Genomic DNA, 26109 nt, shown 5'->3' on the forward strand with positions numbered 1-26109 from the left:
TATATCAGTCCTGCATCAGATAGATGGGCTGTGGCAATAGATACAGGCGCAGGGCATTCAACACCACAATCAGCGAACTCAGCGACATACCTAATGCAGCATGCCAGGGCTCAAGCCACCCACACATAGCAGCGGGTATCGCCAATAAATTGTAAAGCACAGCCCACGCGAGATTTTCGCGTATCAGTCTATAAGCCTTACTGGCTACCGTCATGCCAAAGTCCAGGTCCAGCAAGCGATTGGACATCAATAATACATCACTGCGCGATTGTGCAATTGGTGCTCCCTGCCCCATCGCTACCGACACATCAGCCAGTGCCAATACAGGCCCGTCATTCATGCCGTCGCCAACCATGACTACCGTTGCGCCGCCTGTCTGCAACTGCTGCACTATTTCATACTTGCCCTCAGGGCCGAGACCGGCATGCGCATCATGAATACCGCATTGCGCAGCAATTTTATTGACGACCTCCAAGCGATCACCTGATAACAGGATGACTTTCTTGCCCTTGCCTTTTAAATTTCTGATCGCTTCAATTGCATCGTCACGCAGTACGTCGTCGAGTGCAAACCATAAGAGATTGCCATCCTCATTCGCCAGCACAGTCAGTGTTTGCCCTTCAAAACCCGAAGGAATGGACATTTCCTGAGCATGTAATTCACGCGCGAACTCCATACTACCCAAGCGATAAGCTCGTCCCTCAAATTCAGCCTCAATACCACCACCTGGCACCTCCCTTACTTTGCGCAAGCCTGGCATATCTTGATTCAAATTTTTTTGCGCCAGATAATCGCCAATTGCTTTGGATACCGGATGTGTAGATTGGCAAGCCAGCGCCATGGCAATTGCTGAAGTAGTGGGTACATCATCAGCAGACAGCATTTCCCTGACCTGTAATTTGCCCATGGTCAGTGTGCCGGTTTTATCAAAAACAATATGCGTGGCTGATGCCATGGCTTGTATGGCTTTTGATTTTGCCAGCAATACGCCATTTTTAGCCAGAATACCTATGGCTGCAGACATGACACCCGGCGTCGCCAGAGACAAGGCGCATGGACAAGTCACCACGATGATGCTGATGGCGATCCACAATGCGCGGTCAGGATCTATTTGCCACCAGACGACACCGCTGACAAAGGCAAGCAGCAGTATGATGATTAGAAAACGGCTGGCATGTTTATCTGCCAGTAAAACCAGCGGTGGTTTTTCCAGTGAAGCTGATTCCATCAAGCCTATCAAGGCCGACAATTGAGTCGCGCCACCTACCTGTTTTGCCTGCATCACTAGGGCGCCATGAAGATTCACTGATCCGGCCAATACATTACTACCGGTCGTTTTACTGACGGGTAAAGATTCACCCGTCATCAGTGCCTCATCACAACTGCTATCACCCGCAATGACCACACCATCCGCAGGAATATGCTCACCAGCGGCGACCAATAAATAATCGCCTGCCTGCAAGGCTGTTACCTCAACAGTCTCTAGCGCCTGCTGCGGATAGGTGAGGTAGCGTTGCGCCATCGCCGGGGACAATTGCGTCAGTACTCTCAATGCCGCAGTCGTGCGTTTTTGCACTTTGGATTCAATCAATCTTGCGCCCAGCAAGAGAAAGACAAACATGATGGCTGAATCAAAATACACTGCACCACCATTAAATGTCGCCCAAACGCTGGCAAAAAAAGTCAGCAATATGCCCAGAGAAACGGGTACATCCATGCCTATATGGCGATTTTTCAAATCACGCCAGGCGGAAGAAAAAAAAGGTGAAGCTGAAAACCCCATGACAGGCACGGCGATGATCATGCTGGCCAGCTTCAGCAACTTGTCGACATCTGGCGTCAAGTCACCATCAATCTGTGGTATCGGAACCAGGTAGGCAGGAAAAGCATACATCATTACCTGCATCATGGCGAAGCCAGCAACAAACAAGCGCCACAAGGCGCGCTTGCTTTCTTTTTGCTCCAATTCATCTGGAGACTGGCTGGCTGGCAAAGCACCATAGCCCAGGTCAGTGACAGCAGCCAATATACGTTTGAGCGTCAGTAATTCAGCATCCCAGGAAATATCGGCACGATGACTGGCGGGATTAATCTTGAAGGAAATAACGCCCGGCAATTGCCTGATACGAAACTCAATCAATTGCACACAAGCAGCACATCGCATGCCTGAGAGATTCAGTTTTTCACTGACAAGCCCTTGCTGTTGGGCTATTGCATTGACGTCTGGCATTAGCGCGCTCGCATTTGTCATGCCTTTACCTCGCCAGCGTCTGGCTGGTTTTATTCATCATATATTCAGCCACCAGCTTATTTTGCTCGACCGTACGCAAAATCGCCAGGCAGCCATGGCAGCATACTGGCTGCATGCGGCCATCAAATGAGGTAGTCAGTGCATTGCTTTTGCGCATTTTTTCGCCGCAATGAAAGCAGTCAGTCTTTTCACTTGTTTTAAAAGCGAAAAACTTTGTCTCAAAAAGCGCTGAAAATACAAATGCCATGATTAATGATTGAGGATAAAGGGTAGGTCTAGCGATCAAATTGCTTTGATGTTACAGGAGAGAAAATGGCGACACTTGATTCAAATCAAGTATGAGAGAAGAAAAACAGGCATAAAAAAACGGTAGCGTTGCACTACCGTTTCTTTTACTTCATGGATACTAATGGCTACTTTATGGCTACTAATATTGCTACTGCTGCTAACTCAGCGAGGGTTCTTAGAAACCTCAGGTCCGTGAACTAAACGGATGGGTACTTCACAAATTGTAGACTATCCACTTCATTAATAACCGGCACACAAGACACCGGAGCTCAAATTCAATCCGCCTTGGATACAAAAAATATCTTGTATATCGACCTCCTTCTTTTGAACCAGTTACGCCCCTAATATATGCCAACTCGATAACGAGTGGAAGAAAAAAATAACTATGCAAGCAGCCAACAGGATTAAGAAAATCAACCAAACAAAATGGCTAATTAGCGCATGCTAGGAGCATTTCCCTTCAAGATCGTGGTAGCTGCGCTGGCACCTATGGACGCACCAAATTTTTTCAAGACACGCTCAGGCAAGCCTTCTTTCTGAGTGTAGTCAACGATGTTTTCTACCTTGATGACATCACGTGCAATAGAATCCACAGAACCAAAATCATCTGCCAGCCCCATTTGCACAGCCTTGCTGCCTATCCAGAACAAGCCAGAAAACATTTCTGGCGTTTCTTTCAAACGCTGTCCACGCCCTGCACGCACGGCATCAATGAATTGCTGGTGAATTTCATTAAGCATGGTTTGCGAAAAAGCTTTTTGTTTTTCTGTTTGCGGCGAAAATGGGTCCATGAAACCCTTGTTTTCACCTGCCGTCATGAGGCGACGCTCTACACCCAGCTTATCCATGAGACCGGTAAAGCCAAAACCATCCATGAGCACACCGATAGAGCCGACGACACTGGCTTTATTGACGAAGATTTTATCTGCAGCTACCGCAATGTAATACCCACCAGAGGCGCAAATCTCATCCACCACGACATACAGTTTTTTCGTAGGATATTCTTTGCGCAGTCTGCCCATTTCATCATTGATCATGCCAGCTTGTACTGGGCTGCCACCAGGGCTATTGATACGCACCACGACAGCGACTGAACCTGGGTCAGCAAACGCCCGATTCAATGCCGGGATCACCGAGTGAGCGCTGCCTGCACCTTCTGACTCTATGGTGCCGTCAATTTCTATGAGCGCTGTGTGATGCCCAAGGTTTTCCATTTCAGTGCTTGCATAATCGCTGAAATAGTAAAACGCGAAAATAATCACCGATAAAAAAGCAAACCTGAAAAAGATACTCCAGCGCCTGCGCAAGCGCTGCTCACGCAAGGAGTCTGTCGCCAGTTTTTCTAACAGCTGACGTTCCCAGCCTTCTTTTTTATCGCTTTCGCTCGCTGGCGAACTCGGAAATTGCTCATTCATAATTTTTCCAGAAATCAGGCAATGACAGCTTGTATATAATCATCGGGATGCCAGTAAATCTGCCCTTCTTCTTCACTGACATTAATTTTTCGCAGGCGACCGCCACGGCAAGGCCCACCCGTGCAATAGCCGGTATCTGGCTGGTAAATAGCACCATGAGTGGCACACATGATGTAAAGACCGCTGGATTCCAGGAATTCACCCGGATTCCAGTCCAGCTCCACTGGCACATGGGCACAGCGGTTTAAGTAACCATGTACTACGCCGTCATAACGGATGACGAAACCGACAGCATCGTCACTGCCGGCGGTGACGGGGAAGCGCACACCCTTGCCACCTTCTATCAATTCATCAGATTTACATACGGAAATTGACTTCATCTTTATCTCTTATCTGCCACTTTTGTTCAGGCATTTTCACGCAGCCACTCATGCAACTGAGCAACGTCTTTTGCAGAAAATATAGGTTGCATGTTCTGCAGTGCAAGCACGTCATGTGCGCCATATTCAACTGCAATCGCTGCGGCGCCTGCATTATTGGCCATCTGCAAGTCATGTGTGGTGTCACCTATCATGACAGTGCGGCGCATGTCTTGCCCCAGCTCACGTGTTAACTCTTGCAACATTGCAGGGTGTGGCTTGGAAAACGTCTCGTCGGAGCAACGTGTCGCGTCAAATATCGAGGTCAGTTTGGCGGTATGCAAAGCGCGGCTCAGGCCAACCCGGCTGGCACCGGTTGCCACTGCCAAAAAGTAACCCTCTTGCGCCAGTTCGGCCAACATTTCCCTGACACCCTTAAACAGGGGCAACTCATGGTCCTTGGTCAAGAAGTGATGGCGGAAACGCTCAACCACCCTTGGATACAGCTTGGGGTCTATGCCCGGCATAGCCACCTGTATTGCTTCAGGCAAGGCGAGCCCTATGACATAAGAAGCGATATCTTCTTTGGGAACCGGCAAACCAAGGTCTCTCGCTGCGGACTGCATGCATTTGACGATGGCAGCTGTGCTGTCCATCAGGGTTCCGTCCCAGTCAAATACAATTAAATCAAATTGCTTTTTTGCCATATATTCAATAAACGCGCACACATCAGCATGCGCGACATGTTTCTCATCAATAACGGCATCATACCATTACTAAACCATTAAGACTTTTCCAGACGAAGGCGCTAAGCCAGGCTTTTCAGAAAATCTTCACATTCTTTGGGCAAAGCTGCATTCACCGTCACAGTCTTTCCCGTCTCGGGATGAACAAAGCTGATCTGGTGGGCATGCAGGAACATGCGTTTCAGTGCGCCGCGCCCTTCAGTCGCCTTCAGCAAAGCGCGATTCAGGGAAAAGTCACCATATTTGTCATCGCCCGCAATAGCGAAACCACTGGCCGAAAGATGTACGCGAATCTGATGGGTACGTCCCGTTTTCAGCTCCGCCTCAAGCAGGGCGAAATCGCGATATTTTTTCTGCAAAGTAAATACCGTATGCGAGGCCATGCCATCAGCTTGCACCCGCACACGGCGCTCACCTTCTGCTGTTGTATACTTATGCAATGCCAGTTTGACATGTTGGCGGGCATTCTTCCAGTCGCCATGCACCAGGGTCAGATAACGCTTGTCAGTAACACCATCACGCATTTGCTCATGCAAATTTGTTAATGCACTACGTTTTTTGGCCAGCAAGAGTATGCCTGAAGTTTCCCTGTCCAGTCTGTGCACCAGCTCCAGGAACTTGGCGTCCGGCCTCGATGCGCGCAATTGCTCAATGACGCCGTAACTGATACCGGAGCCACCATGCACTGCCACGCCAGCTGGTTTGTTAATTATCAATAAATGATTATCTTCAAACAGGATGGGGAATTCATGCTTGGGCACGACCTGTTCGCTGACTTCCGCCATGCGGATTGGCGGGATACGAACGACGTCGCCCTCCACCAGGCGGTACAACTGGTCTATGCGGCCTTTGTTAACACGCACTTCGCCAGAGCGCAGAACCCGGTAAACATGGCTTTTTGGCACACCTTTGCAAATACGTAACAAGAAATTATCAATACGCTGCCCCGCCTCTTCTTCCGAGATCGTGAGCATCTGAACTTTGGGTTGGGAGGCCGAAGGCTGCTGAGGGGAAGGCTTTTCCATCTGAATTTGATGTGCTCCCCTATTAATTGTCGCTAAGTCCTTCATTTTGAATATATAATCATTTTCGCTTCAGCATTTTGTGCTTTAGCAGTGTAAGAGGAATAAACGCCTATTTTACACAGGGGCATGTCCATCGGCCTCGCCTGTTTGCAAATTTGATGGAAAAGATGTGTATGCAGCGTCATTTGCAGGTCAAGGTAGCAGCCAATTGTTGTTATCGGGCGTAGACAAATGAAGTTGGATCAGAGAGTTTGAATTGTAAGGATATTAGTCTGGCAAGAGGCGCGGGTTTACATATGAACCAGTGAGCTTGCCGGTTGATGGTTGAGGTAATAGGGTCGATTCCGCCAGACACAACAAAATAAGATGGTCTGGCACCAAAGTTGCTCATCGCCTGGCGTTGTACTTGCTTGTTCACCAATAAGCAAGGCAGACAACGTGGGGGACATGTGCACTCGAACTTGATTTACTTTAATCGTCCGCGCCCAACGCAAAACAGATGGCCGTTTCATCAGTTCTACTTGGCTTTTAACGCCATATAGACTCCGCCCTGCTTTGCCTCAGGCATTTCCCTCCCCCTCAAACACTCCGCTCCCGCGTACATCCCGTATCAGTACAGTTGCCCCTTCAATGGATGGCAACACAAGATGACCACCAGGTCACGGAGTAAAAACATGAAACGTATGCTGTTCAACGCGACGCAGCAAGAAGAGTTGCGCGTTGCTATCGTCAATGGGCAAAAGCTCATCGACATTGATATCGAGACTGCCGGTCGCGAACTGCGCAAGTCCAATATCTACAAAGGCGTGATCACTCGTATCGAGCCTTCCCTTGAAGCCTGTTTCGTCAACTACGGCGAAGAACGTCACGGTTTCCTCCCCTTCAAAGAAGTTGCCCGCACCTATTTCAAAGAAGGCGTGGACGTACGCAATGCTTCCATTAAAGAAGCGCTGCGCGAAGGCCAGGAAATCATGGTCCAGGTTGAAAAAGAAGAGCGTGGCAACAAGGGCGCAGCCCTGACCTCGTTCATTTCGCTGGCTGGCCGCTACCTGGTATTGATGCCTAACAACCCACGTGGTGGTGGTGTTTCCCGCCGCGTTGAAGGTGAAGACCGTCAAGAATTGCGCGAAACCATGGACAAACTGGACTTGCCTGGTGGCATGTCCGTTATTGCCCGTACCGCCGGCATAGGCCGCAATGTTGACGAATTGCAATGGGACTTGAATTACCTGATGCAACTCTGGCGTGCAATCGAAGGCGCCGGCAAATCGTCTCCAGGCGCCTTCCTGATTTATCAAGAGTCATCCCTGGTGATCCGCGCCATACGCGACTATTTTCAGCCTGACATTGGTGAAATCCTCATCGATACTGATGAAATCTACGAACAGGCTCAGCAGTTCATGAGCCACGTGATGCCCGACATGGTGCATCGCGTTAAACGTTATAGCGATGATGTGCCGCTGTTCTCACGTTTCCAGATCGAACATCAGATTGAAACTGCCTATTCCCGCACCGTACCTCTGCCATCTGGTGGCGCGATCGTTATCGATCATACTGAAGCCTTGGTGTCAGTGGACGTTAACTCGGCCCGCTCCACCCGTGGTGGCGATATCGAGACGACCGCTTTCAATACCAATCTTGAAGCAGCTGAAGAAGTAGCCCGTCAATTGCGTTTGCGCGACCTGGGTGGCTTGATCGTGATCGATTTTATCGACATGGAAAATGCCAAGAACCAGCGCGAAGTTGAAACCCGTCTCAAAGATGCCCTGCGCTATGACCGCGCACGTGTGCAAATGGGCAAGATTTCCCGCTTTGGCCTGATGGAATTGTCTCGCCAGCGCTTGCGCCCTTCGCTGTCCGAAGGCAGCCACGTGACTTGCCCGCGTTGTAACGGCACCGGCCATATCCGCGATACCGAGTCTTCTGCCCTGCAAGTCCTGCGTATAATCCAGGAAGAGGCCATGAAGGAAAACTCAGCAGCGATCCACGTCCAGGTACCTGTTGACGTCGCCGCTTTCCTGCTGAATGAAAAACGTGGCGAGATCCTGAAGATAGAAACGCGCCATCGCGTGACTGTCATCCTGATCCCGAACAAGCATCTGGAAACCCCACATTACAAACTGGATCGCCTGAAAACAGATGATCCACGCCTCGAAGATCACCACGCCAGCTATGCCATGGCTGAGCAGGCTGACACCGACATTGGCTACAGCAAACGTCAGAAAGAAGACGTCAAGCCACGTCAGGAAGCCATGGTCAAGAGCATCACACCTGAGACTGCTCCTATCGTTGAACGCAAGGAAGTCGCCCCGGTTATCGTTGCACCAGTTGCAGCACCGGCAGAGCCTGGCTTCTTTGGCAAACTGTTTGGCTTCCTGTTTGGCAAGTCTGAACCAGCAGCCAAGGTAGAAGCGCCAAAACCGGTAGAAGAAAAAACCGGTGAGCGTGACCGCACTGCCCGCGGTCCTCGCAATGGCAATGGCCAACGCAACCGCAATCGCCGCAACCGCGACCGTGACGAACGCGAAGACCGTCCAGCGAAGGCAGAAAAGCCAGAGCAAGAATCAGCTAAACCTGCAGCAGCGGAAAATCCACGCCCACCAAAAGCACCTAAGCCACCACGCGAAGAACGTGAATCCCAGGAAACCCGCCGCGAACGTCAACAACGTCAACGCGACGAGCGCAAGGATAACCAGGCTCAGGAAGCCAAGGAAGAACCTATCCACAAGCATGTAGACCCTGTACCTGTCGATGTCATGCCTGCTGCCCCTCAATTGGAAGCACTGGAATCTGGTGCTGAAAACGACAACAGTGAGCAGGGCGAAGAGCGCCGTCGTCGCCGTCGTCGTGGTGGCCGTAACCGCAACCGTCGCGACCGTGATGGTAACGAGTTGGTCAATGAGCAAGGCGAATTACCAATTGATGGCAGTGAAGCAGTTGATGCCGATGCTGCCAGCAATGCTGCGGTAATAAATGCCTTGGTAGCTGCGCCAGCAGTTGTAGCGCCAGAAGCGATCAACAATGCGTCAGACCACGCTACTGCAGCCAGTCAGCCTGCCGCTTTTGCTGAAACAGTAGTAGCTGCAGCGCCTGAGCTTGCACCAGTGGTAACTAGCCCCGCCGTAATTGCACCTGCACCTGATGCTATTATTGCACCTGTCGTCGCTGCACCCGTCGTAGATGCCGCTCCGCAGGAAGTCATCAGTGCAAGCTTTGCTGTAGAAACGCCTGCAGCGATTGAAACAGCACCAGCAAGCGCAGAGATAACAGTCCCTGTTGAAGTTGCACATACGCCAGCACCAACACCTGAAGTTGTCAATGCTGCTCCTGCAGAAGTGGCGCCTCAAGTTGCACCTGTTGAAGTAGTGGCAGCTCCGGCAATTACAGCTCCAGCTATTCCAACTACCGTAGCTCCTGCAGTTCCTCCAGTCCAGGCAGTCAGCACTTCAGTGGCAAAACCACTGGACGCAACCATGCCTTTGGAAACCCTGCATAGCATGCTGAAAGAAGCCGGACTGGAATTGGCCAGCACCGACCCCGTCAAGCTGCAAGCAGCCAAAGCTGAAGCAGAAAAACTGGTAACACCGGCACGCGTTCCGCGTGAACGTAAGCCTGCACCAGTCGTTGCGGATGAGCCATTGGTGATGGTGGAAACACGTCGTTCATGATGTTGATGAACAGCCTGTAGACAGTCTTTAATACAGACCGAATTACAGGCTGAAAACAGGCTAAAGAAAAACCGGCTCTCTTTATGATTGCCGGTTTTTTTATGCCTGTCACCAAATAGGCAATAATATGCAAACACAATATTCGTAAATAAAACACTGAAAGCGCTCCCTTGCCTACGCATGAGATTACCCTGAAAGCAGCGTTTCTTTACTGGCTCAAGTTGGGATTCATCAGCTTTGGCGGCCCCGCCGGACAAATTGCGCTGATGCATACAGAACTAGTGGAAAAGCGCCGCTGGATATCCGAGGCACGCTTTTTACATGCATTGAATTACTGCATGCTTTTACCTGGACCTGAAGCAACCCAGCTCGCCATTTACATAGGCTGGCTCATGCACAAGACCAGAGGTGGCATCATGGCTGGCCTGCTATTTGTTTTACCCGGGCTCTTGATCTTGATTTTGCTGTCCTGGATATACATGGCTTTTGGCGACAATACTGTCGTGCAAGCGCTTATGACCGGCATCAAGCCTGCGGTAGTCGCCATCGTGCTCGCTGCTGCCTGGCGCATCGCACAGCGCACCCTGAAGACCGGTGTACTGATTGCAGTCGCACTAGCGGCCTTTGCTGCCATCGCCTGGCTACATCTCCCCTTCCCTCTGGTCATCATTGCTGCTGCATGCACGGGCCTGATCTTTCGCAAATCCTGTCACACAGTACAATCCGCCCACCAACAAACTACACATCAGCATCTGTCCGCGATTATTGATGACGACACACCCACGCCAGAACATGCGCGTTTTTCCTGGTTAAAACTGCTCATCACGCTGGGTTTGGGTATCTTGTTTGCCGCTGCGGTGTGGTTGTTGCTGGCACTCAGCTTTGGCCTGCCTCACCCCTTAACTGATATGGCCAGTTTTTTCACCAAGGCAGCCATGTTCAGTTTTGGTGGCGCTTATGCTGTGCTGCCATATATGATGCAGGCAGCGGTTGAGCAATACCATTGGCTGAGTACAACGCAAATGATGGATGGTTTGGCACTGGGTGAAACCACACCCGGACCATTAATCATGATCGTTGCTTTTGTCGGCTTCATCGGCGGCTGGAGCCATGCTTTTTTAGGCGGCGATCACTTATTGCTGGCAGCAAGTCTGGGGGCCTGTGTTGCCTGCTTCTTCACTTTTCTGCCTTCTTTTATTTTCATCCTCGCAGGCGGACCACTGGTTGAATCCAGCAGGAATAATTTGCATTTGAATGCCCCTCTGAATGCCATTTCAGCAGCGGTAGTTGGTGTCATAGTCAGCCTGGCCTGGTTATTTGCCAGCCATGTTTTTTTTAAGGATGCAGTAACTTTGGATATTCAAGCCATAGTACTTACTGCCCTGGCCGCTATCGCCGTTTTCAAATTCAAGCTTTCTACCCTCAAGCTGCTGGCAGCTTGCGCCCTGGCGGGATATATGCTCTCATTGTTAGCTTAAATTTAACAAAAGACCTTGCGGTCACATGAGATTTCAAGTCGTGCTATTGTTCATTATTAAGCTTAAAAATTACCTGCCCTAGCCATGACGGAAAAATTTATTCCGCTATCAGAATTAAAACGATTTAGCCCTGCATTGTCTGTTCCAGAAGTATTGAAAACACCCGATGGTCAATTGCAGGATGCCTTGTCACGCCCCCTGCATGACCTGCGTATCTCAGTAACGGATCGTTGCAACTTCCGCTGTGTATATTGCATGCCCAAAGAGGTCTTTGATAAAGACTATCAATACCTGCCGCACAAGTCGCTGCTGAGCTTTGAAGAAATTACCCGTGTCGCCAACATATTTGTCGCGCATGGCGTCAGAAAAATACGCCTGACCGGCGGTGAACCGCTACTGCGCAAACATCTGGAACGCCTCATAGAAATGCTGGCCAGGCTAAGGACCAATGATGGCAAGCCGCTGGACCTGACGCTGACGACGAATGGCTCGCTGCTGGCGCGCAAGGCGCAAAGTCTGAAGGATGCTGGCCTGACCCGCGTCACAGTTTCACTGGATGCACTGGACGATGCCATTTTCAAGCGCATGAACGATGTCGATTTTTCTGTCAATGAAGTGCTGGAAGGTATCGCCGCCGCCGAAGCCGCCGGCCTGGGGCCAGTGAAAGTGAACATGGTCGTCAAAGCAGGTTTGAATGACCATGAAATCATTCCCATGACCCGCTACTTCAAGGGTAAGCCACATATACTCAGATTCATAGAATACATGGATGTCGGCGCTTCCAACGGCTGGAAACTGGATGAAGTCATCCCTTCTTCGCAAGTCGTGCAGCGCATACAAGACGCTGGTATGCCGTTGCTTGCCATGGATGCCAACTACACTGGAGAAACAGCCGCCCGCTGGCGTCATGCCGATGGCAGTGGCGAACTGGGTTTCATATCCAGCGTCACCCAGACCTTTTGCCACGACTGCAGCAGAGCCCGGCTGTCAACAGAGGGCAAGCTCTACACCTGCCTGTTCGCCAGCCATGGCCATGATTTGCGTGCTTTGTTACGTGATACTCAACAGCACCCTGACCTGGCGATCGCCAATGTAATCGCCCAAATCTGGCAACAGCGTACAGACCGCTATTCTGAAATGCGCAGCCAAAATACGCCTGGCCAAGAGCGAAAAAAAATAGAAATGTCTTACATAGGCGGCTGATAACAGTATCATAAGTACTTTAGACTTCAGCAAGCCGATTTTCGTGTCAATTTCCAAGCCCTCTATAGACAAAAACCTCATCACCGGCCTGGTATTGGCAGGCGGCCGAGGGACACGCATGGGTGAGGTAGACAAGGGCTTGCAATGCCTGCATGGAAAAGCCATGGCTTTACATGTCCTGCAAAGACTGGCAACACAAACCGCCACTGTCATGATCAGCGCCAACCAGAACACGGGTATCTATCAAGAGTTTGGCTTTCCAGTCTGGCCAGATCACATGCAAGGCTTTGCCGGACCTTTGGCAGGCATACAAACGGGCCTGCTGCATTGCATTACACCTTACCTGCTATGTGCATCCTGCGATTCACCATTTTTGCCGCTTGACCTGGCAGACCGATTATCATCTGCGCTATTGCAAAGCAATGCCGATTTGGCCGTCGCAGTAACCTGGGAAAACAGGGATGGAGTACAGCAAAAACAAAGCCATCCTGTATTTGCCTTGATGAAAACCAGTGTATTAGCAGGAATTACAGCATATCTGGAAAGCGGCGGGCGCAAAATGCAAACATGGCATGCCAGCCTGCAAATATGCGAAGTCTTGTTTGAAGACAATACGGCGTTTCGCAATATCAATACACTGGAAGAATTACGGGAACTTGAGAACTGATATGAATACCTCGCCAGCATCTGACAGGAACTTGCAGGACATCACTGGATGCATGTCCGACTACGATCCTGAAGCTCTCTCAGTGCAGCAGGCGCAAGACATCATGCGCGCATATATCCAGCCTGTTTGCGGCATGGAAAAACTCACCATACGCCAAGCCTTGGGGCGCGTGCTGGCAACCGACATCATCTCACCCATCAATGTGCCTGCCCACGACAATTCTGCCATGGATGGTTTTGCCTTGCGGGGCGAAGATTTGGGGGGCGTGCAAGAGCTGAATCTGGACATCATAGGTACTGCCCTGGCAGGCGCTGCGTTTATGGGCACAGTCATGCACAATCAATGTGTACGCATCATGACGGGTGCGGTCATGCCTGCAGGTTGTGACACTGTCGTACCACAGGAATTCACAAGCAAAGTCAGCGATACCCAAGTCAAATTAAGCGCAGGCAATTTGCGTGCAGGAGATAACCGCCGCCTGAAAGGCGAAGATCTGGCAATCGGCAAAGTCGCCATACGCAAAGGAAAAATACTCGCCCCGGCTGATCTGGGTTTATTAGCCTCTCTCGGCATCCCAGAGGTCACCGTACAGCGGCGCTTGCGTGTCGCCATTTTTTCTACTGGTGACGAATTACGCTCTTTGGGTGAAGAACTGGAAGCAGGCTGTGTCTATGACAGCAATCGCTATACCTTGTACGGCATGCTGACACGCATGGGTTGCGATGTGCTGGATATGGGTGTGGTTCAAGACAATCCAGAGGCACTGGAAGCCGCCATGCGCAGCGCTTGTGAAAATGCGGATGCAATTATCACCTCAGGTGGCGTCTCTGTCGGAGACGCTGACCACACCCGGCAAATGATGCATAGTCTGGGGGATGTGGCTTTCTGGAGCATCGCCATGCGCCCCGGTCGTCCTATGGCTTTTGGTAAAATCACATCGGCAGGCAAAAGTGCTTATTTATTCGGCCTGCCTGGCAACCCAGTTGCCGTCATGGTTTCTTTCTATTTTTTCGCCCGCCAGGCTTTGCAGCAACTGATGGGGGCGAACGTCCCTCCCTTGCCGCTATTTAGCGCCAAATCGAACGCAGACATACGCAAGCGCCCAGGACGTACGGAATACCAGCGCGGCATACTGGCCATGCGCGACGATGGTGAACTTGGAGTCAGCATCACAGGTTCACAGGGCTCAGGCATTTTGCGCTCCATGTCAGAAGCAAACTGCATGATCATCCTGCATCATGATCAAAGTGCTGTAGCTGCCAGCGAAAAAGTCAGTATTTTGCCGTTTGAAGGTCTGATTTAAGTAGAATTTATTTCTTCAATACGGTCACAATTGTATAGAAATCGTAACAGCTGCCAACTTGGCGTTCAAAATCTGCTCAAGCAAAGTAAAATACGGCAGTTTAATTAATTTTGGAGAACAGTTTGAAAGCGACAACATGGCTCTTGGGTGCCTGTGCATCTCTCGTATTACTTAGTGGCTGCGGCGGCTCCAAGTCGGACACACCTGCAGTAATACCTTCCGTAACAAAAGTCACAACGGATCAGGTGGTTTATCGCAAGGTCACCAACTTCACCATTACCGGCCAAAATCTGGACAAGGGCTATAACGCCAGTATCCCTGCCTGTCTGACCATTACTGAATTAGCGGGCGGCACGGCTACACAACGTGTTTTATCCTGCAAACTGGTCAACGTTGGTTCAACAACCTACTCCATTACAGCAGCAAATGGCACAACGCTGTACTCTGGCTTAGTTAATCTGACACTGCCAGCGCAGCCGCAAGTCACCATGACGACGAGCCTAGGCACTATCGTATTGGAATTGAATCCGGCTAAAGCCCCGATTACTGTCGACAACTTCCTGAACTATGTCGAAAGTGGCTTCTATGTAAATAAAATTTTCCATCGCGTGATCAAAAGCGCCATCGTTCAGGGTGGTGGCTTCACCTCCGATTTGCAACAACCTGCAACACAGCCTGCCATCAAGCTGGAAACACCAAATGGCCTCAGCAATTTGCGTGGCACTATCGCCATGGCCCGTACCAGTGATGCCAACTCTGCGACAGCCCAGTTTTACCTGAACGCGGCTGACAATACCGGTTTTGACGGCCTGACAGCGGGCACTGGTTATGCAGTATTTGGCAAAATTGTGACTGGCCTGGATATCATGGACAAGATCAATGTCGTGCCAACTACAACAGCTGGCGGCATGTCTGATGTGCCTGTGACACCTGTATTGATTAATTCGATGGTACAAACACAATAACATGCTATGCTGCACTTAGCAGCGCTCATGAAATTTGTTAAAAAAACAGGAGCCTCGTGCTCCTGTTTCACTTTTGGGATGGAGTAAAGATGAAAAAACAATGGCAAGCAATCTTGTTGGCAACTGCGCTGACAGCAATGGCGATGGGCACGGCAACTGCCGCTGATGCGTCTAAAAAGGCATCGGCAAGCGCCCCAGCTTCCAGCTCAGCCTCTGCGGCTGCATCGGCTTCAGCGTCTACCAAAGCCGAACTCATGGATCTGAATAGCGCGACAAAAAAAGAACTGGCAACCTTGCCTAAAATTGGTGATGTGCGCTCAGACGCGATTATCAAAGGCCGTCCCTACAAAGGCAAGGACGAATTACTTAGCAAAAAAATATTGCCTGAAGATGTCTATAACGGCATCAAAGATTTAGTGATTGCCAAACAAAAAACCGCAGAGAAAAAATAAAAATGTAAACCTGTGCAGTGTCTGTAAAATCTGATCTCAGACATTGCACAAAATAGCTTGCCTTTGATCGTGTAGCGCTTTGCCGTGGCAGTGAGGTTCTATGTCAAGCAGGTTTTCACATTTCATTCTATGCATCAGCATGCTTGCCCTGGCAACACAGGTATATGCGGCAGATGACAGCAAGCCATTTACCATCAGTGGTTTTGGCACACTTGGTGTTGTGCACAGTAACACCCGCAATGTCGATATAGTCCGTGACCTGACACAAAATGATGGTGTCGGTTTTACCAGACAAACTGATTTTGGCACGGATTCCAATTTCGGTATCCAGGTCAACAAAAACATCAATGACAATATCGACGCAGCTTTGCAAGTCGTCAGCCGTCGCTCAGCAAATAAATTTCAACCAGAAATCACCTGGGCTTATGCCCGCTATCTACCCAATGACAATCTGCAATTGCGTGCAGGCCGCTTGGGATTTGATGTTTACCTCCTGGCTGATTCCCGCAATGTAGGCTATACCTACCAATGGGTCAGGCCACCCATCGACTTCTTTGGCAGCCTGATCATTTCCTACTTCGATGGCGCAGACATGGTGGTTTCCAAACCACTGGGCACCGGCCTATTGCGGGCGAAAATTTTTGCGGGTGTGGCCAGAGAAAAAACTTCGACAGGCAGCCCGGATGAATTTTTATCCCTGAACCGCTCACGCCTGCTTGGTGGTCATATTGAATACCAGACTTCAAACTGGATATATCGCCTGGGTTATAGCGAACTCAAATTCAAAAATGAATTTCCACCTTTGCAAACACTGCTGGATAGTCTGCGTTCACCTTACCTGAACGCATTTGTTCCCAGTGCAGCAGGGCTGGCAAATGACTTATCCCTGACCGATAAAAAATTCACCTATTTGTCGGCTGGCATGGCCTATGACCAGGGGCCTTTACAGGCACAACTGATGCTCAATCAACTCAGTTCAGAATCCCTGCTCTTCCCTACCAACAGAGCTGCGTATCTGACCGTGGGTTATCGTATAGATCAATGGACCCCCTATTTCACCTACTCGGCATCCAGGCCGGTGAATAAAAATACAGCGAGTCGATTACCGGCAGGACTCAGCCCTGATCTGGATATGCTGGCAGCCGCTTTCAACGACGCGATCAATAATCAATACAATCGCCAGACTACTTTTTCTGTAGGTGTACGCTATGACCTGACTGAGAAAAGCAATGTGAAATTGCAAGTTGACGATATAAAAACTGACGACTATTTTTTGATCCGGAATAATCAGCCTGGATGGAATGGCAAGGCCAGGCTGATCAGTGTTGCCTACAATTTCATCTTTTAAGAGAAAATGATGAGAGCCGTATGCCACCTTCTCTTGTATCTCAGCTTCTGGGGCTGTTGTCAGGCTGCGCAGGCAGACCTGGTGGTGATTGCCAATCCGCAAAGTGGAATAGAAAAACTAAGCAAGGATGAAGTCATTAATCTGTACATGGGAAGAAATCGCAAACTGGCATCCGGCATGAACGCCATGCCGCTGGATCTGACAGCGGCAAATACAGAGAAGGCGAAATTTTATGCATTACTGGTCAATAAAAATTTGCCTGAAATTAATTCGTATTGGGCCAGACTGATGTTTTCTGGCCAGGGTTCTCCGCCCATGCAGGTAGAATCTGTGGATGAGGTACTTGATATAGTCAGCAGCAACAAGGCAGCAATTGGTTACATAGAGCGCAAGAAACTGGATAAACGGGTAAGAATGATCTACGACCCTACACAGTAAGTGATCCCTGCATGTTAAGACTACTACGTACCAGCATCGTCTATCGTAGCGCATTCATTGTGCTTGGTATCGCTCTGCTCGTAGGTATATTCTTCGCATTGCTCAGCTATCACTTCTCGGCACAATCCGAGCAAGAGCAGGCACGCCAACGCATGCTGGCCTCTTTAAGTACGGTGGAAAATACAGCCAGCATAGCCTGCTTTGTACTGGACCAGAATCTGGCAGCAGAGCTGGCACGTGGCTTATTGAAGAATGGTGACATCAGCCGGGTGCAAATATTCTCGGAAGGCAAAGTCCTTGCTGAAGCAGACAAAAAAACTGCCAAAGTTAGCGATCAATCTGCACTTACCATCCTGCCCGGCATCAGTAAATCCAATCAACTGGTGCATGAAGTTTACTCACCATTTAATCCCAAAGAAAAAGTGTGTGAAATTCACCTGGACCCTAATGTAGATTTCATCAGGGATCAGAGTACTGCCAAAGCGCGCTTCATCGTCTACCTGTTGCTATTGCAAGCGCTGGCAATGGCTTCGGCTGTGGTCTATGTCGTGCTGACCATGATTACCCGTCCCATCAAAAACATCTCGGACAGACTGCATACGCTGGCACCTGAATCCGGTGACAAACTGGGTCTGCCAGACGGCAACGAGAAAGATGAAATCGGCCAACTGGTACGTGACGTCAACACCCTGGTCGCCAGCCTGCTGAAGACACTCAATGAAGAGCGGACATTGCGTATCCAGCATGCCATCGGCGAGAAAAAATTCCAGACTATTTTTGAAAATGCTGAAACCGGCATCTTCCAGCTCAATTTTTCTGGAGAATTACTTTCTTATAATCCAGCCTTTTTACGCATGTTCAGCCTTGATGACCATGGCGGCAAAGCCATTATTGCCAACGCATTGACATCATTATTGGAAGGGCAGGAACTGCGCCTGCATCTGATGATAGATGCAGCAATCAATGAAGCCAGGATCATGTCTGATGACTTTTACATACAGCTGGCAAGCTCGAGCCACAAGAAATGGATCAACCTCGTCATCAGCCCGGCAGAAGATGGTATCTTGCAAGGACTGGTAAATGATATTACCGAGCGCAAATCCCAGGAAGAAAGCGCAAACCAGCTTGCCGTTACAGATCACTTAACCGGGATTAATAACCGTCTGGGATTTGAAAAAGAAATCAGTCGCCTGTCCAAAGAGTATGCCAGCGGCAACGCACAGGGTTTCTTCCTGCTCATGATAGACCTGGATAAATTCAAGCAAGTCAATGACAGCCATGGTCATACTGTTGGCGACCAGGTACTCATACATTTTTCCGTGCTGGTCAGTAACACAGTAAGAAGATCAGATTTTATCGCCCGGTTGGGTGGTGATGAATTCATCATTCTCTTAAAGGATCTGACGCATCTTGAAAAAGCAGAAGAGATTGCACAAAAAATCATTACGCTGGCCAGTCAACCCATCGTCATCAATGAAAGCCTGTCTGTGCAAATCGGTGCCAGCATAGGTATCAGCTATACTGGCCCGAATGAATTCGATGCCAATAACTTGCTCAGACAGGCAGATGCTGCCATGTATGAAGTCAAGCGCAGTGGCAAAAATGCTTATCGAGTAGTACACCTTGATGAAAGTAAAAATCAGCAGACAACAGATTCCATTTGAACATCCAGCATTTCCATGACTACCATCTGGTAAAGGAGATTTGGCCGCAAACTGATTTCCAAAGCGCATGCATAGGTCAGCTTGATGACATGGTCATCATCACTCTCTATTGCCCTGGCAAACAAATCCGACCATGAACAGAGTTGCCTGTATTTTTCCCGCATGCGGCTTTCATAAATAACAGCATCAATCACGGCTGGCGCACCCACCGAGACGTAGGCAGCACATAGCGCTATCCATAAATCCTGCAATCTGCAGGCAACAGTCGCTGGTTCAAGATAAGGCAATATATGCCGCACGGCGTTGACACCCGTAACGATATGCAAAATCGTAAAATCCCTGGTTTGCCCATAAGCCGAAATAGCCCAGAGCGCCAACTCATCCAGCAAACTCTCTGCGACAGGCATGCCTGGCAAACTATCGAGAAATTGTTCGTCATTGACAACTAAGCGCATTTTTTCAACGATCATCCTGCCCGGATATACTTTCCCTCTCATGTTTTGTGACAAGCTTTGAAAACCTGCTGCAACCGAACTTGCTGGCTGCCGCCCTGACATATTGATTTTGATGTCAAAATTGGTGGCCACCAATGCTGCCAACCCGGCAGCAATTTCCCCAGCATGCTCAGCTTGCAGGCCATGGGCGAGTCGTATCAGGGCATGGAATGCAGTAGTCGCAGGAGCAAATGGGACGAGGGAAAAAATCTGGTTGATGACTTCTTTTGCCCCACGTTCAGCGATACGGCTGATAAAACAGGATTGCAAGTCTGCAAAATATTCTCTCTTACCCAGATAAGCCTGAAAATTTTCGTACCGGATCGTCTCCTCAAGAAGCAATGCAGGCAAGGCTGGTAAAGCATATGTATCGCGCCAATGCGTAAAGAATTCCTGTAAACGTCTGTCACTCGCCCCCATGCCAGCCAGTGCGCATAAAGCCATGGGGCAGTGATTGGTGGTTCCCTTGCCATTCAGGGCAAACTCCCTGTTCTTGTCCAGCAAGTCTTTAAGAACCACATTGCTGCACATCGCTGTTGTTGAAGCCGTCATTTGCACTCTCCATTGGTTTTGAATTTGTTATAGTATGCAAGTTCAAGTTAACTTGAAGTCAAACACTTTTTTCATGCCTGGGAGAGAAACGATGACTGATGCAAACAATACAAACCTGATCAGCATAGGTGAACTTGCCAAACGATCAGGCATCGCGGCAAGCGCTTTGCGTTTTTATGAAAGCCGGGGTTTGATAACGAGCGTACGCAGTCCGGCGCAGCGACGCCAATTTCCACGGGAAGTATTACGTCGTGTTGCATTTATCAAGGCCGCGCAAACTGCAGGGCTGACACTGGAAGAAATAGAAAACTCCCTTGCCAGCCTGCCAGGCCAGCGAACGCCGACAAAACAGGATTGGGAGAGGCTGTCAAAATCGTGGCACTCCCTGATAGAAGAACGCATCAGGGCATTGACAGCCTTGCGTGACCAGTTAAGTTCATGCATAGGTTGCGGCTGCCTGTCGCTCAAATCCTGTGCGCTATACAATCCGCAAGACATTGCCAATACCAGAGGTACGGGGCCGCGTTATCTGATGGGTGATAAATCTTCAGATCTGGTTTGATCAAGCCGCAGTTTAATTATTCAACATCTGCGTCACTGGCGTCGATACTCGTACCCAGCAGGCTTTGCGCAGTATCTGCAGGCAAAGCTTCTACACTTTTTAGTTTGCGTGTCATTTGCCGCGTCCTGACTTCTGCCTGATCGATATTTTTTGCAGCTTTTTCGAGCGCGATTTTGGTAGCGGTCAATACATCCGCAAATTTTCCAAACTCTGTCTTGACTGCGCCCAGCACCTGCCAGACTTCCGATGAGCGCTGCTCCAGTACCAGACTGCGGAAGCCCATTTGCAGGCTGTTCAGCAAAGCCGACAAAGTCGAAGGACCAGAGATGGAGACACGGCAAGTGCGCTGTAATTCATCAGCCAGACCCGGCCTGCGCATGACTTCGGCATACAGGCCCTCAGTCGGCAGGAACAGAATGGCGAAATCTGTCGTCAGTGGCGGTGACAGGTATTTCTCGGAAATGGTTTTAGCCTCCAGGCGTATCGCCCTCTCCAGCTCTTTGCCCGCCTGCGCAACCCCTTCGGCATCGGCACGTTCTGCGGCATCGATCAGGCGCTCATATTGTTCCTTGGGGAATTTCGCATCAATGGGCATCCATACTGGCGCCCTGTTTTCTTCCTTGCCTGGCAGCTTGATGGCGAATTCCACCCGCTCACCTGAGCCGGGTATGGTTTCTACATTCTTGGCATACTGGTCTGGCGTCAGCATTTGTTCCAGCACCATTTCCAGTTGCACTTCACCCCAAGTACCACGGGTTTTCACATTCGTCAGCACGCGCTTGAGGTCACCAACACCTATCGCAAGCTGTTGCATCTCACCCAGGCCCTGATGGACTTTTTCGAGACGGTCAGAGACCAGCTTGAATGATTCTCCAAGGCGCTGCTCCAGCGTGGCATGCAGTTTTTCATCGACAGTCTTGCGCATTTCTTCTAGCTTGCCTGCATTGTCGGCCTGCAATTGCTGTATTTTTTGCTCCAGCGTTGCCCGTATTTCATTCATGCGCTGGGCATTTGACTCCGTCAGCGCCAACAGAGTTTGATTCAGGCTGTCACCAAAACGCTTCAGGCTTTGACCCTGTTCGTCACGGGCGACCTGTCCTTGCAAAATGAAAGCCTGCCTGAATTGCTCCAGTTGCTGTGCATTGGTTTCATTGAGCTTCACCAGTTGCTGCGAGAACGCATCGATCTGGTTATTTTGCAGCGTTGCCACACTGGTCAACTGGGCAGCCAGGTTTTGTTGCAACTGGCCAAAGCTGCCAGACAGTTCCTGGCGGCCAGTCTGGGCTGTCAATTGCACCTGCTCTCTCAATGCCCGCTCACTGCGCTCTTGCGTCATTTGCGACTGCTGCTGAGTCTGGCGCAGTTGTTCCTGTATGGCGAGTATGCCGTACTCGTCTTGATTATCAGTCTTGCGCAGCAGAAGCACAATATTCAAGATCACGGCCAGCACAGCCAGCAAAAGTATCAGTACCTCAAACAGGCTCATAGAAAAATATTCAGGTGAAAAAGGGATTTCAAATTGCGAAGCTTGGAAACTCAGCCAGGGCGGTTACGCATCCAGTCAGCCGTCTGATAAAACGATTGCATCAAATGCTGCTGCAAATCTTCACTGACGCCGACATCCTGCATCGCCCAGGCCATGCAGCGCAGCCATTGATCACGTTCGCTACTGGCGATGGCATACGGCAGATGACGCGCACGCAGGCGCGGGTGACCAAACTGTTCTATATACAGATTGGGGCCGCCCATCCAGCCAGACAAGAACCAGAATAGCTTGTCACGGGATCCATCCATGGGAGCGGGATGCAGTGCGCGTATGCCGGCAAATTCTGGCTCGAGCTCCATCAAGTCATAAAAACGGTCAACCATCTCGCGCAGTTTTTCTGCACCACCCAGCAATTCATATAAATTGACCTGGGCTTCTTCATTATTTTCAACTTCAGTATTCATGTGATCGCTAATTTAAAACCGTTCTTAAAACCATTCAGAGTGCGGGCCTTGTCTGATGCACCCATAATTGCACTGCAGGTCTTTGCCATTGATAAGCTGCAAACCTGGCTAATTTCTCAGGCACCTGATCGCCATGCAAGGCCAGGCGGTTAATCATCAAGGCAAGATCAAGATCAGCAACTGTCCAGTTACCAAAGAGGTTTTCAGCACTATCTGGTATCAATGATTCGCCAACCAGGAACAATTGCGCTGCTGCTGCCTTAGCTTCATCTGATAAGGGTTCCAGCTTCTTGCCATAGAAGATGACCTGGGTATTGCGCTCTACCCGTATAGGCATCAGGGCGCTGCGTATCCAGGCTTGCACTTGCCTTGCCCTGGCACGGGCTTGCGTGTCTTTGGGATAAACTGCTTGCTGTGGAAATACTTCTTCCAGATACTCGGTAATCGCTGACGATTCGGACAAGGCAAAACCATTATGCACCAGGGTAGGTACGCGCTGCGTCAGCGACGTGGCGGCATAATCTGGCGCATGCTGGGCATCGGCTTCCAGATCTACTGTCAGCAAATCAAAGTTCAGGCCCTTTTCATGTAGCGTGACGAACACCGACATCGCATAAGGGCTGGTAAATTGTGAATCTACATAAAGTTTGATGTCTTGTTTTTGCAAGATAAATCCTTTTAAATTATTTTAATTGAGCGCACTTCTATCAAGCCTCGCGCAGACTTTGCAGAGGTGGCTGATTCAAGACATTGCGCAAACCCAGCCAGCCGCCCACCACGGCGCAAGTAGCACCAACAAACAAGCCTGCCAGCCAGACCAGGGGCGAGAAAGTCCATTCAAAATTGAAACTGAAGCGTGCCAGTGCCCAGCCTATGGCAGATGCGCCAGAAGCTGCCAATACACCAGACAAGCCACCTATCAGCAAGAATTCTATCCACTGCGCCTGTGAGAGTTGCTTGCGGGTTGCACCCAGGGCACGCAAGAGCGCAGCCTCACGCATGCGGACATCCTGCGAGCCAGCCAGCGCTGCGTACAACACCAGCACACCGGAAGCCAGTGTGAACAGGAACAGGAATTCTACTGCCGTAATCACCTGGTCCAGCACATCCTGCATTTGCTTGATCATGGCGCCAACGTCGACCACCGTCAGGTTAGGGAAATCACGCATGAAGCGGTTGACGAACGTTTTATCTGTTTCAGGCAAACGGAAGGCCGTGATCCAGGTCTGCGGCATATCCACCATGGCTTTTGGGTTGATGATGACGAAGAAATTCACCCGCATCGAACCCCAGTCGAGCTTGCGCAGGCTCGTGATGGTCGATGTCACCTGCTGACCTGCGACATCAAAAGTCATCTTGTCACCCAGCTTCAGCTTCAGGGTTTTGGCTATGCCCTCTTCCACCGAAGCCTCAGCCTCTGTGGCCTTACTATCGTCATACCAGCGACCGGCAGTGATCTTGTTCAGCGCAGGCATGTCGGGCATGGTAGACAGATTGAATTCGCGATCCACCATGCGCTTGGCCTGGTCTTCCATATAGGTGTCGCCAGTAATCTGCTTGTCATTCAAGGCAATCAAACGCCCGCGTATCATGGGGTACAGCAGTGGCTTGCCAAAGGCATCAAGTTGTTTAGCGATATCTGCTTTTTGATCTGGCTGTATGTTAATAACAAACTGATTTGGCGCATCTGCCGGAGTAGCTTTTTTCCACGCAGTGATCAGGTCACCACGCACGACAGTTAACAACAACAAGGCCATCAAACCCAGGGCAAGGGAGACGACTTGTACAATAGTCGCACCGGGCCGCCTTTGCAGAGCAGTAATAGCGAAACGCCAGGCAGAATGCGCAAATAAAGTACGCATGCGTTTGAGAGAAAACATGCCCAGCCATGCCACCAGTGCGAACACCAGCAAACCAAGCAAAAAACCAGCCGCAGTCATCAAGCCCAGTTTGATATCCGCCGTTTGCCACAGTAACAAAGCCACGAACATGCCGAGGCCGCAGGCATACGTCACCAGCGTCATGGCTTTGGGCGCATCCTGTTCACGTCGTATGACGCGGTTATGCGGCACATTACGCAATTGCAAAATCGGTGGCAAGGCAAAACCTACCAGCAGTAATAAACCTGTGGCGATGCCCTGCACGGCAGGCAAGAAATTCGCATCAGGCAAATCCTTGGCGACCAGTTTGCCCAACCATTCGAGCAGGACATAATGGCCTGCATAACCCAAAACCACGCCTGCGATGCTGCCCAGCAAACCCAGGATCAGGAATTCGATCAAATACATGGACATGACCTGGTTTTGGGTCAGCCCCAGGCAGCGCAACATGGCGCAGGCATCCAGATGACGCAGCATGAAGCGGCGGGCGGCCATGGCGATGGCAACCGCGGCCAGCATGGCTGACAACAGGCTTACCAGCGACAGGAACTGATCTGCCCTGTCCAGCGTAGCGCGCATTTCCGGACGACCTGATTCCAGCGATTCGAGTCGTATTCCTTTAAGTTTTTCGCTTTCTATCTTGCCCTGCAATTCTTTTTGATAAGCAGCGATAAGCTTGGAATCGCCAGCCATCAGTAAACGATAAGTCACTCGCGAACCATTTTGTATCAGTTTGCTGGCAGGTATATCCGTCAGCGATATCATGGCACGTGGCGCAAAATTCATGAAACCTGCGCCACGGTCAGGCTCTGTACCTATGGTTTGGGTCACCGTCAGATGCAGCTCACCCAGTTTGATTTTTTGGCCTACGTTCAAATTCAGAGCCGACAGCAAAGCCGGATCTACCCAGACTGCGCCAGATTGCGGGACGACATCAGTAGCGACTTCTGTTTCACCCTTGTTCAGCTTCAACTTGCCACGTAAGGGGTAATCTGCACTCACGGCTTTTAAAGAGACGAGGCGGGATATCGCCTCATCCCCCTCGCCCGCCAATGCCATACTTGGGAAGACTACTGTTTCTGCCGTCCTGAAACCGCGTTTTTCTGCTTCTTGTCGCCATTCTGGCTTGATGGGCTGGTCAGCAGCGACCAGCAAGTCAGCACCCAGTAACTGATGCGCATCGCGGTTGAGGCCGCTGCGCATCCTGTCCGTAAAAAAACCGACCGAGGCCAGGGAGGCCACGGCGATCATCAAGGCAATCAGTAAAAAGCGCAGCTCACCAGCACGCCAGTCACGCATCGTCATACTGAGAGAGAGTTTGAACATAGTTACCTTGCCATTACAGAAATAAAATAATCGAAGCACATGCAAAACGCAGCACCACTTGTACCAACATACAGT

22 protein-coding genes are annotated in these 26109 nt (G+C 50.2%); 11 read left to right on the forward strand and 11 right to left on the reverse strand.

Annotation, left to right across the window (positions count from 1 at the left end):
• Positions 1-4: 4 nt before the first annotated feature.
• The 6 genes from AC07OI_RS04580 to AC07OI_RS04605 all read right to left on the reverse strand — a co-directional run bounded on the left by AC07OI_RS04580 (position 5) and on the right by AC07OI_RS04605 (position 6129).
• Positions 5-2251 carry a heavy metal translocating P-type ATPase gene (locus tag AC07OI_RS04580; protein WP_495256419.1) on the reverse strand — a complete coding sequence of 749 codons (2247 nt, stop codon included), beginning with the start codon at positions 2249-2251 and terminating at the stop codon, positions 5-7.
• Positions 2252-2255: 4 nt separating this feature from the next.
• Positions 2256-2498 carry a heavy metal translocating P-type ATPase metal-binding domain-containing protein gene (locus tag AC07OI_RS04585; protein ID WP_492702946.1) on the reverse strand — a complete coding sequence of 81 codons (243 nt, stop codon included), beginning with the start codon at positions 2496-2498 and terminating at the stop codon, positions 2256-2258.
• Between the two features lie 475 nt (positions 2499-2973).
• Positions 2974-3969 carry a S49 family peptidase gene (locus tag AC07OI_RS04590; protein WP_492703127.1) on the reverse strand — a complete coding sequence of 332 codons (996 nt, stop codon included), beginning with the start codon at positions 3967-3969 and terminating at the stop codon, positions 2974-2976.
• Positions 3969-4334, reverse strand: coding sequence for a Rieske (2Fe-2S) protein (locus AC07OI_RS04595; protein WP_492702945.1), 366 nt, complete (start codon positions 4332-4334; stop codon positions 3969-3971). The genes AC07OI_RS04590 and AC07OI_RS04595 overlap by 1 nt, the downstream gene beginning before the upstream one ends.
• A 26-nt stretch (positions 4335-4360) precedes the next feature.
• Positions 4361-5020, reverse strand: coding sequence for an HAD-IIIA family hydrolase (locus tag AC07OI_RS04600; RefSeq protein WP_495256420.1), 660 nt, complete (start codon positions 5018-5020; stop codon positions 4361-4363).
• A 101-nt stretch (positions 5021-5121) separates the two neighbouring features.
• Positions 5122-6129 carry an RluA family pseudouridine synthase gene (locus AC07OI_RS04605; RefSeq protein ID WP_495256421.1) on the reverse strand — a complete coding sequence of 336 codons (1008 nt, stop codon included), beginning with the start codon at positions 6127-6129 and terminating at the stop codon, positions 5122-5124.
• Between the two features lie 629 nt (positions 6130-6758).
• Between AC07OI_RS04605 and AC07OI_RS04610 the strand changes: the two genes are divergently transcribed.
• The 10 genes from AC07OI_RS04610 to AC07OI_RS04655 all read left to right on the forward strand — a co-directional run bounded on the left by AC07OI_RS04610 (position 6759) and on the right by AC07OI_RS04655 (position 19270).
• Positions 6759-9752, forward strand: a complete 2994-nt coding sequence (locus AC07OI_RS04610) for an Rne/Rng family ribonuclease (RefSeq protein ID WP_495256422.1) — start codon at positions 6759-6761, stop codon at positions 9750-9752.
• A 170-nt stretch (positions 9753-9922) separates the two neighbouring features.
• The gene (gene chrA, locus AC07OI_RS04615) at positions 9923-11230 is read left to right on the forward strand and encodes a chromate efflux transporter (protein ID WP_495256423.1); all 1308 of its coding nucleotides are present in this window, start codon (positions 9923-9925) and stop codon (positions 11228-11230) included.
• Positions 11231-11314: 84 nt separating this feature from the next.
• Positions 11315-12433, forward strand: a complete 1119-nt coding sequence (gene moaA / locus AC07OI_RS04620) for a GTP 3',8-cyclase MoaA (RefSeq protein ID WP_495256424.1) — start codon at positions 11315-11317, stop codon at positions 12431-12433.
• Positions 12434-12476: 43 nt separating this feature from the next.
• Positions 12477-13100: a molybdenum cofactor guanylyltransferase MobA gene (gene mobA / locus AC07OI_RS04625; protein WP_495256425.1), complete on the forward strand. Its 624-nt coding sequence runs from the start codon at positions 12477-12479 to the stop codon at positions 13098-13100.
• A gap of 1 nt (position 13101) precedes the next feature.
• Complete coding sequence (gene moeA / locus AC07OI_RS04630; protein WP_492702938.1) at positions 13102-14403, forward strand: molybdopterin molybdotransferase MoeA; 1302 nt, start codon at positions 13102-13104, stop codon at positions 14401-14403.
• Between the two features lie 122 nt (positions 14404-14525).
• The gene (locus AC07OI_RS04635) at positions 14526-15368 is read left to right on the forward strand and encodes a peptidylprolyl isomerase (RefSeq protein WP_492702937.1); all 843 of its coding nucleotides are present in this window, start codon (positions 14526-14528) and stop codon (positions 15366-15368) included.
• An 89-nt stretch (positions 15369-15457) separates the two neighbouring features.
• Positions 15458-15820, forward strand: coding sequence for a ComEA family DNA-binding protein (locus tag AC07OI_RS04640; RefSeq protein ID WP_495256426.1), 363 nt, complete (start codon positions 15458-15460; stop codon positions 15818-15820).
• 139 nt (positions 15821-15959) lie between these two features.
• Positions 15960-17168 carry a hypothetical protein gene (locus tag AC07OI_RS04645; RefSeq protein ID WP_495256427.1) on the forward strand — a complete coding sequence of 403 codons (1209 nt, stop codon included), beginning with the start codon at positions 15960-15962 and terminating at the stop codon, positions 17166-17168.
• Positions 17169-17174: 6 nt separating this feature from the next.
• The gene (locus AC07OI_RS04650) at positions 17175-17606 is read left to right on the forward strand and encodes a hypothetical protein (protein WP_495256428.1); all 432 of its coding nucleotides are present in this window, start codon (positions 17175-17177) and stop codon (positions 17604-17606) included.
• An 11-nt stretch (positions 17607-17617) separates the two neighbouring features.
• Positions 17618-19270, forward strand: coding sequence for an EAL domain-containing protein (locus AC07OI_RS04655; RefSeq protein WP_495256429.1), 1653 nt, complete (start codon positions 17618-17620; stop codon positions 19268-19270).
• Here the strand turns inward: AC07OI_RS04655 and AC07OI_RS04660 are convergent.
• Complete coding sequence (locus AC07OI_RS04660) at positions 19246-20316, reverse strand: questin oxidase family protein (protein WP_495256430.1); 1071 nt, start codon at positions 20314-20316, stop codon at positions 19246-19248. The two genes, AC07OI_RS04655 and AC07OI_RS04660, sit on opposite strands and share 25 nt — an antisense overlap.
• A 91-nt stretch (positions 20317-20407) precedes the next feature.
• Between AC07OI_RS04660 and soxR the strand changes: the two genes are divergently transcribed.
• Positions 20408-20878 carry a redox-sensitive transcriptional activator SoxR gene (soxR, locus tag AC07OI_RS04665; RefSeq protein ID WP_495256431.1) on the forward strand — a complete coding sequence of 157 codons (471 nt, stop codon included), beginning with the start codon at positions 20408-20410 and terminating at the stop codon, positions 20876-20878.
• A 16-nt stretch (positions 20879-20894) separates the two neighbouring features.
• Here soxR and AC07OI_RS04670 read toward each other — a convergent pair whose 3' ends face one another.
• The 4 genes from AC07OI_RS04670 to AC07OI_RS04685 are packed head-to-tail and all read right to left on the reverse strand — an operon-like array spanning position 20895 to position 26034.
• The gene (locus tag AC07OI_RS04670; RefSeq protein ID WP_495256432.1) at positions 20895-22364 is read right to left on the reverse strand and encodes a DNA recombination protein RmuC; all 1470 of its coding nucleotides are present in this window, start codon (positions 22362-22364) and stop codon (positions 20895-20897) included.
• A gap of 50 nt (positions 22365-22414) precedes the next feature.
• Positions 22415-22828: a group II truncated hemoglobin gene (locus AC07OI_RS04675; protein WP_492702929.1), complete on the reverse strand. Its 414-nt coding sequence runs from the start codon at positions 22826-22828 to the stop codon at positions 22415-22417.
• Between the two features lie 34 nt (positions 22829-22862).
• Positions 22863-23495 (reverse strand): glutathione transferase, encoded by a 633-nt coding sequence (gene yfcF, locus AC07OI_RS04680; RefSeq protein ID WP_495256433.1) that lies wholly within the window; start codon positions 23493-23495, stop codon positions 22863-22865.
• A gap of 40 nt (positions 23496-23535) precedes the next feature.
• The gene (locus tag AC07OI_RS04685) at positions 23536-26034 is read right to left on the reverse strand and encodes an ABC transporter permease (protein WP_495256434.1); all 2499 of its coding nucleotides are present in this window, start codon (positions 26032-26034) and stop codon (positions 23536-23538) included.
• Positions 26035-26109: the final 75 nt, after the last annotated feature.

Source organism: Undibacterium sp. GW821-FHT07F11, from assembly GCF_059418665.1.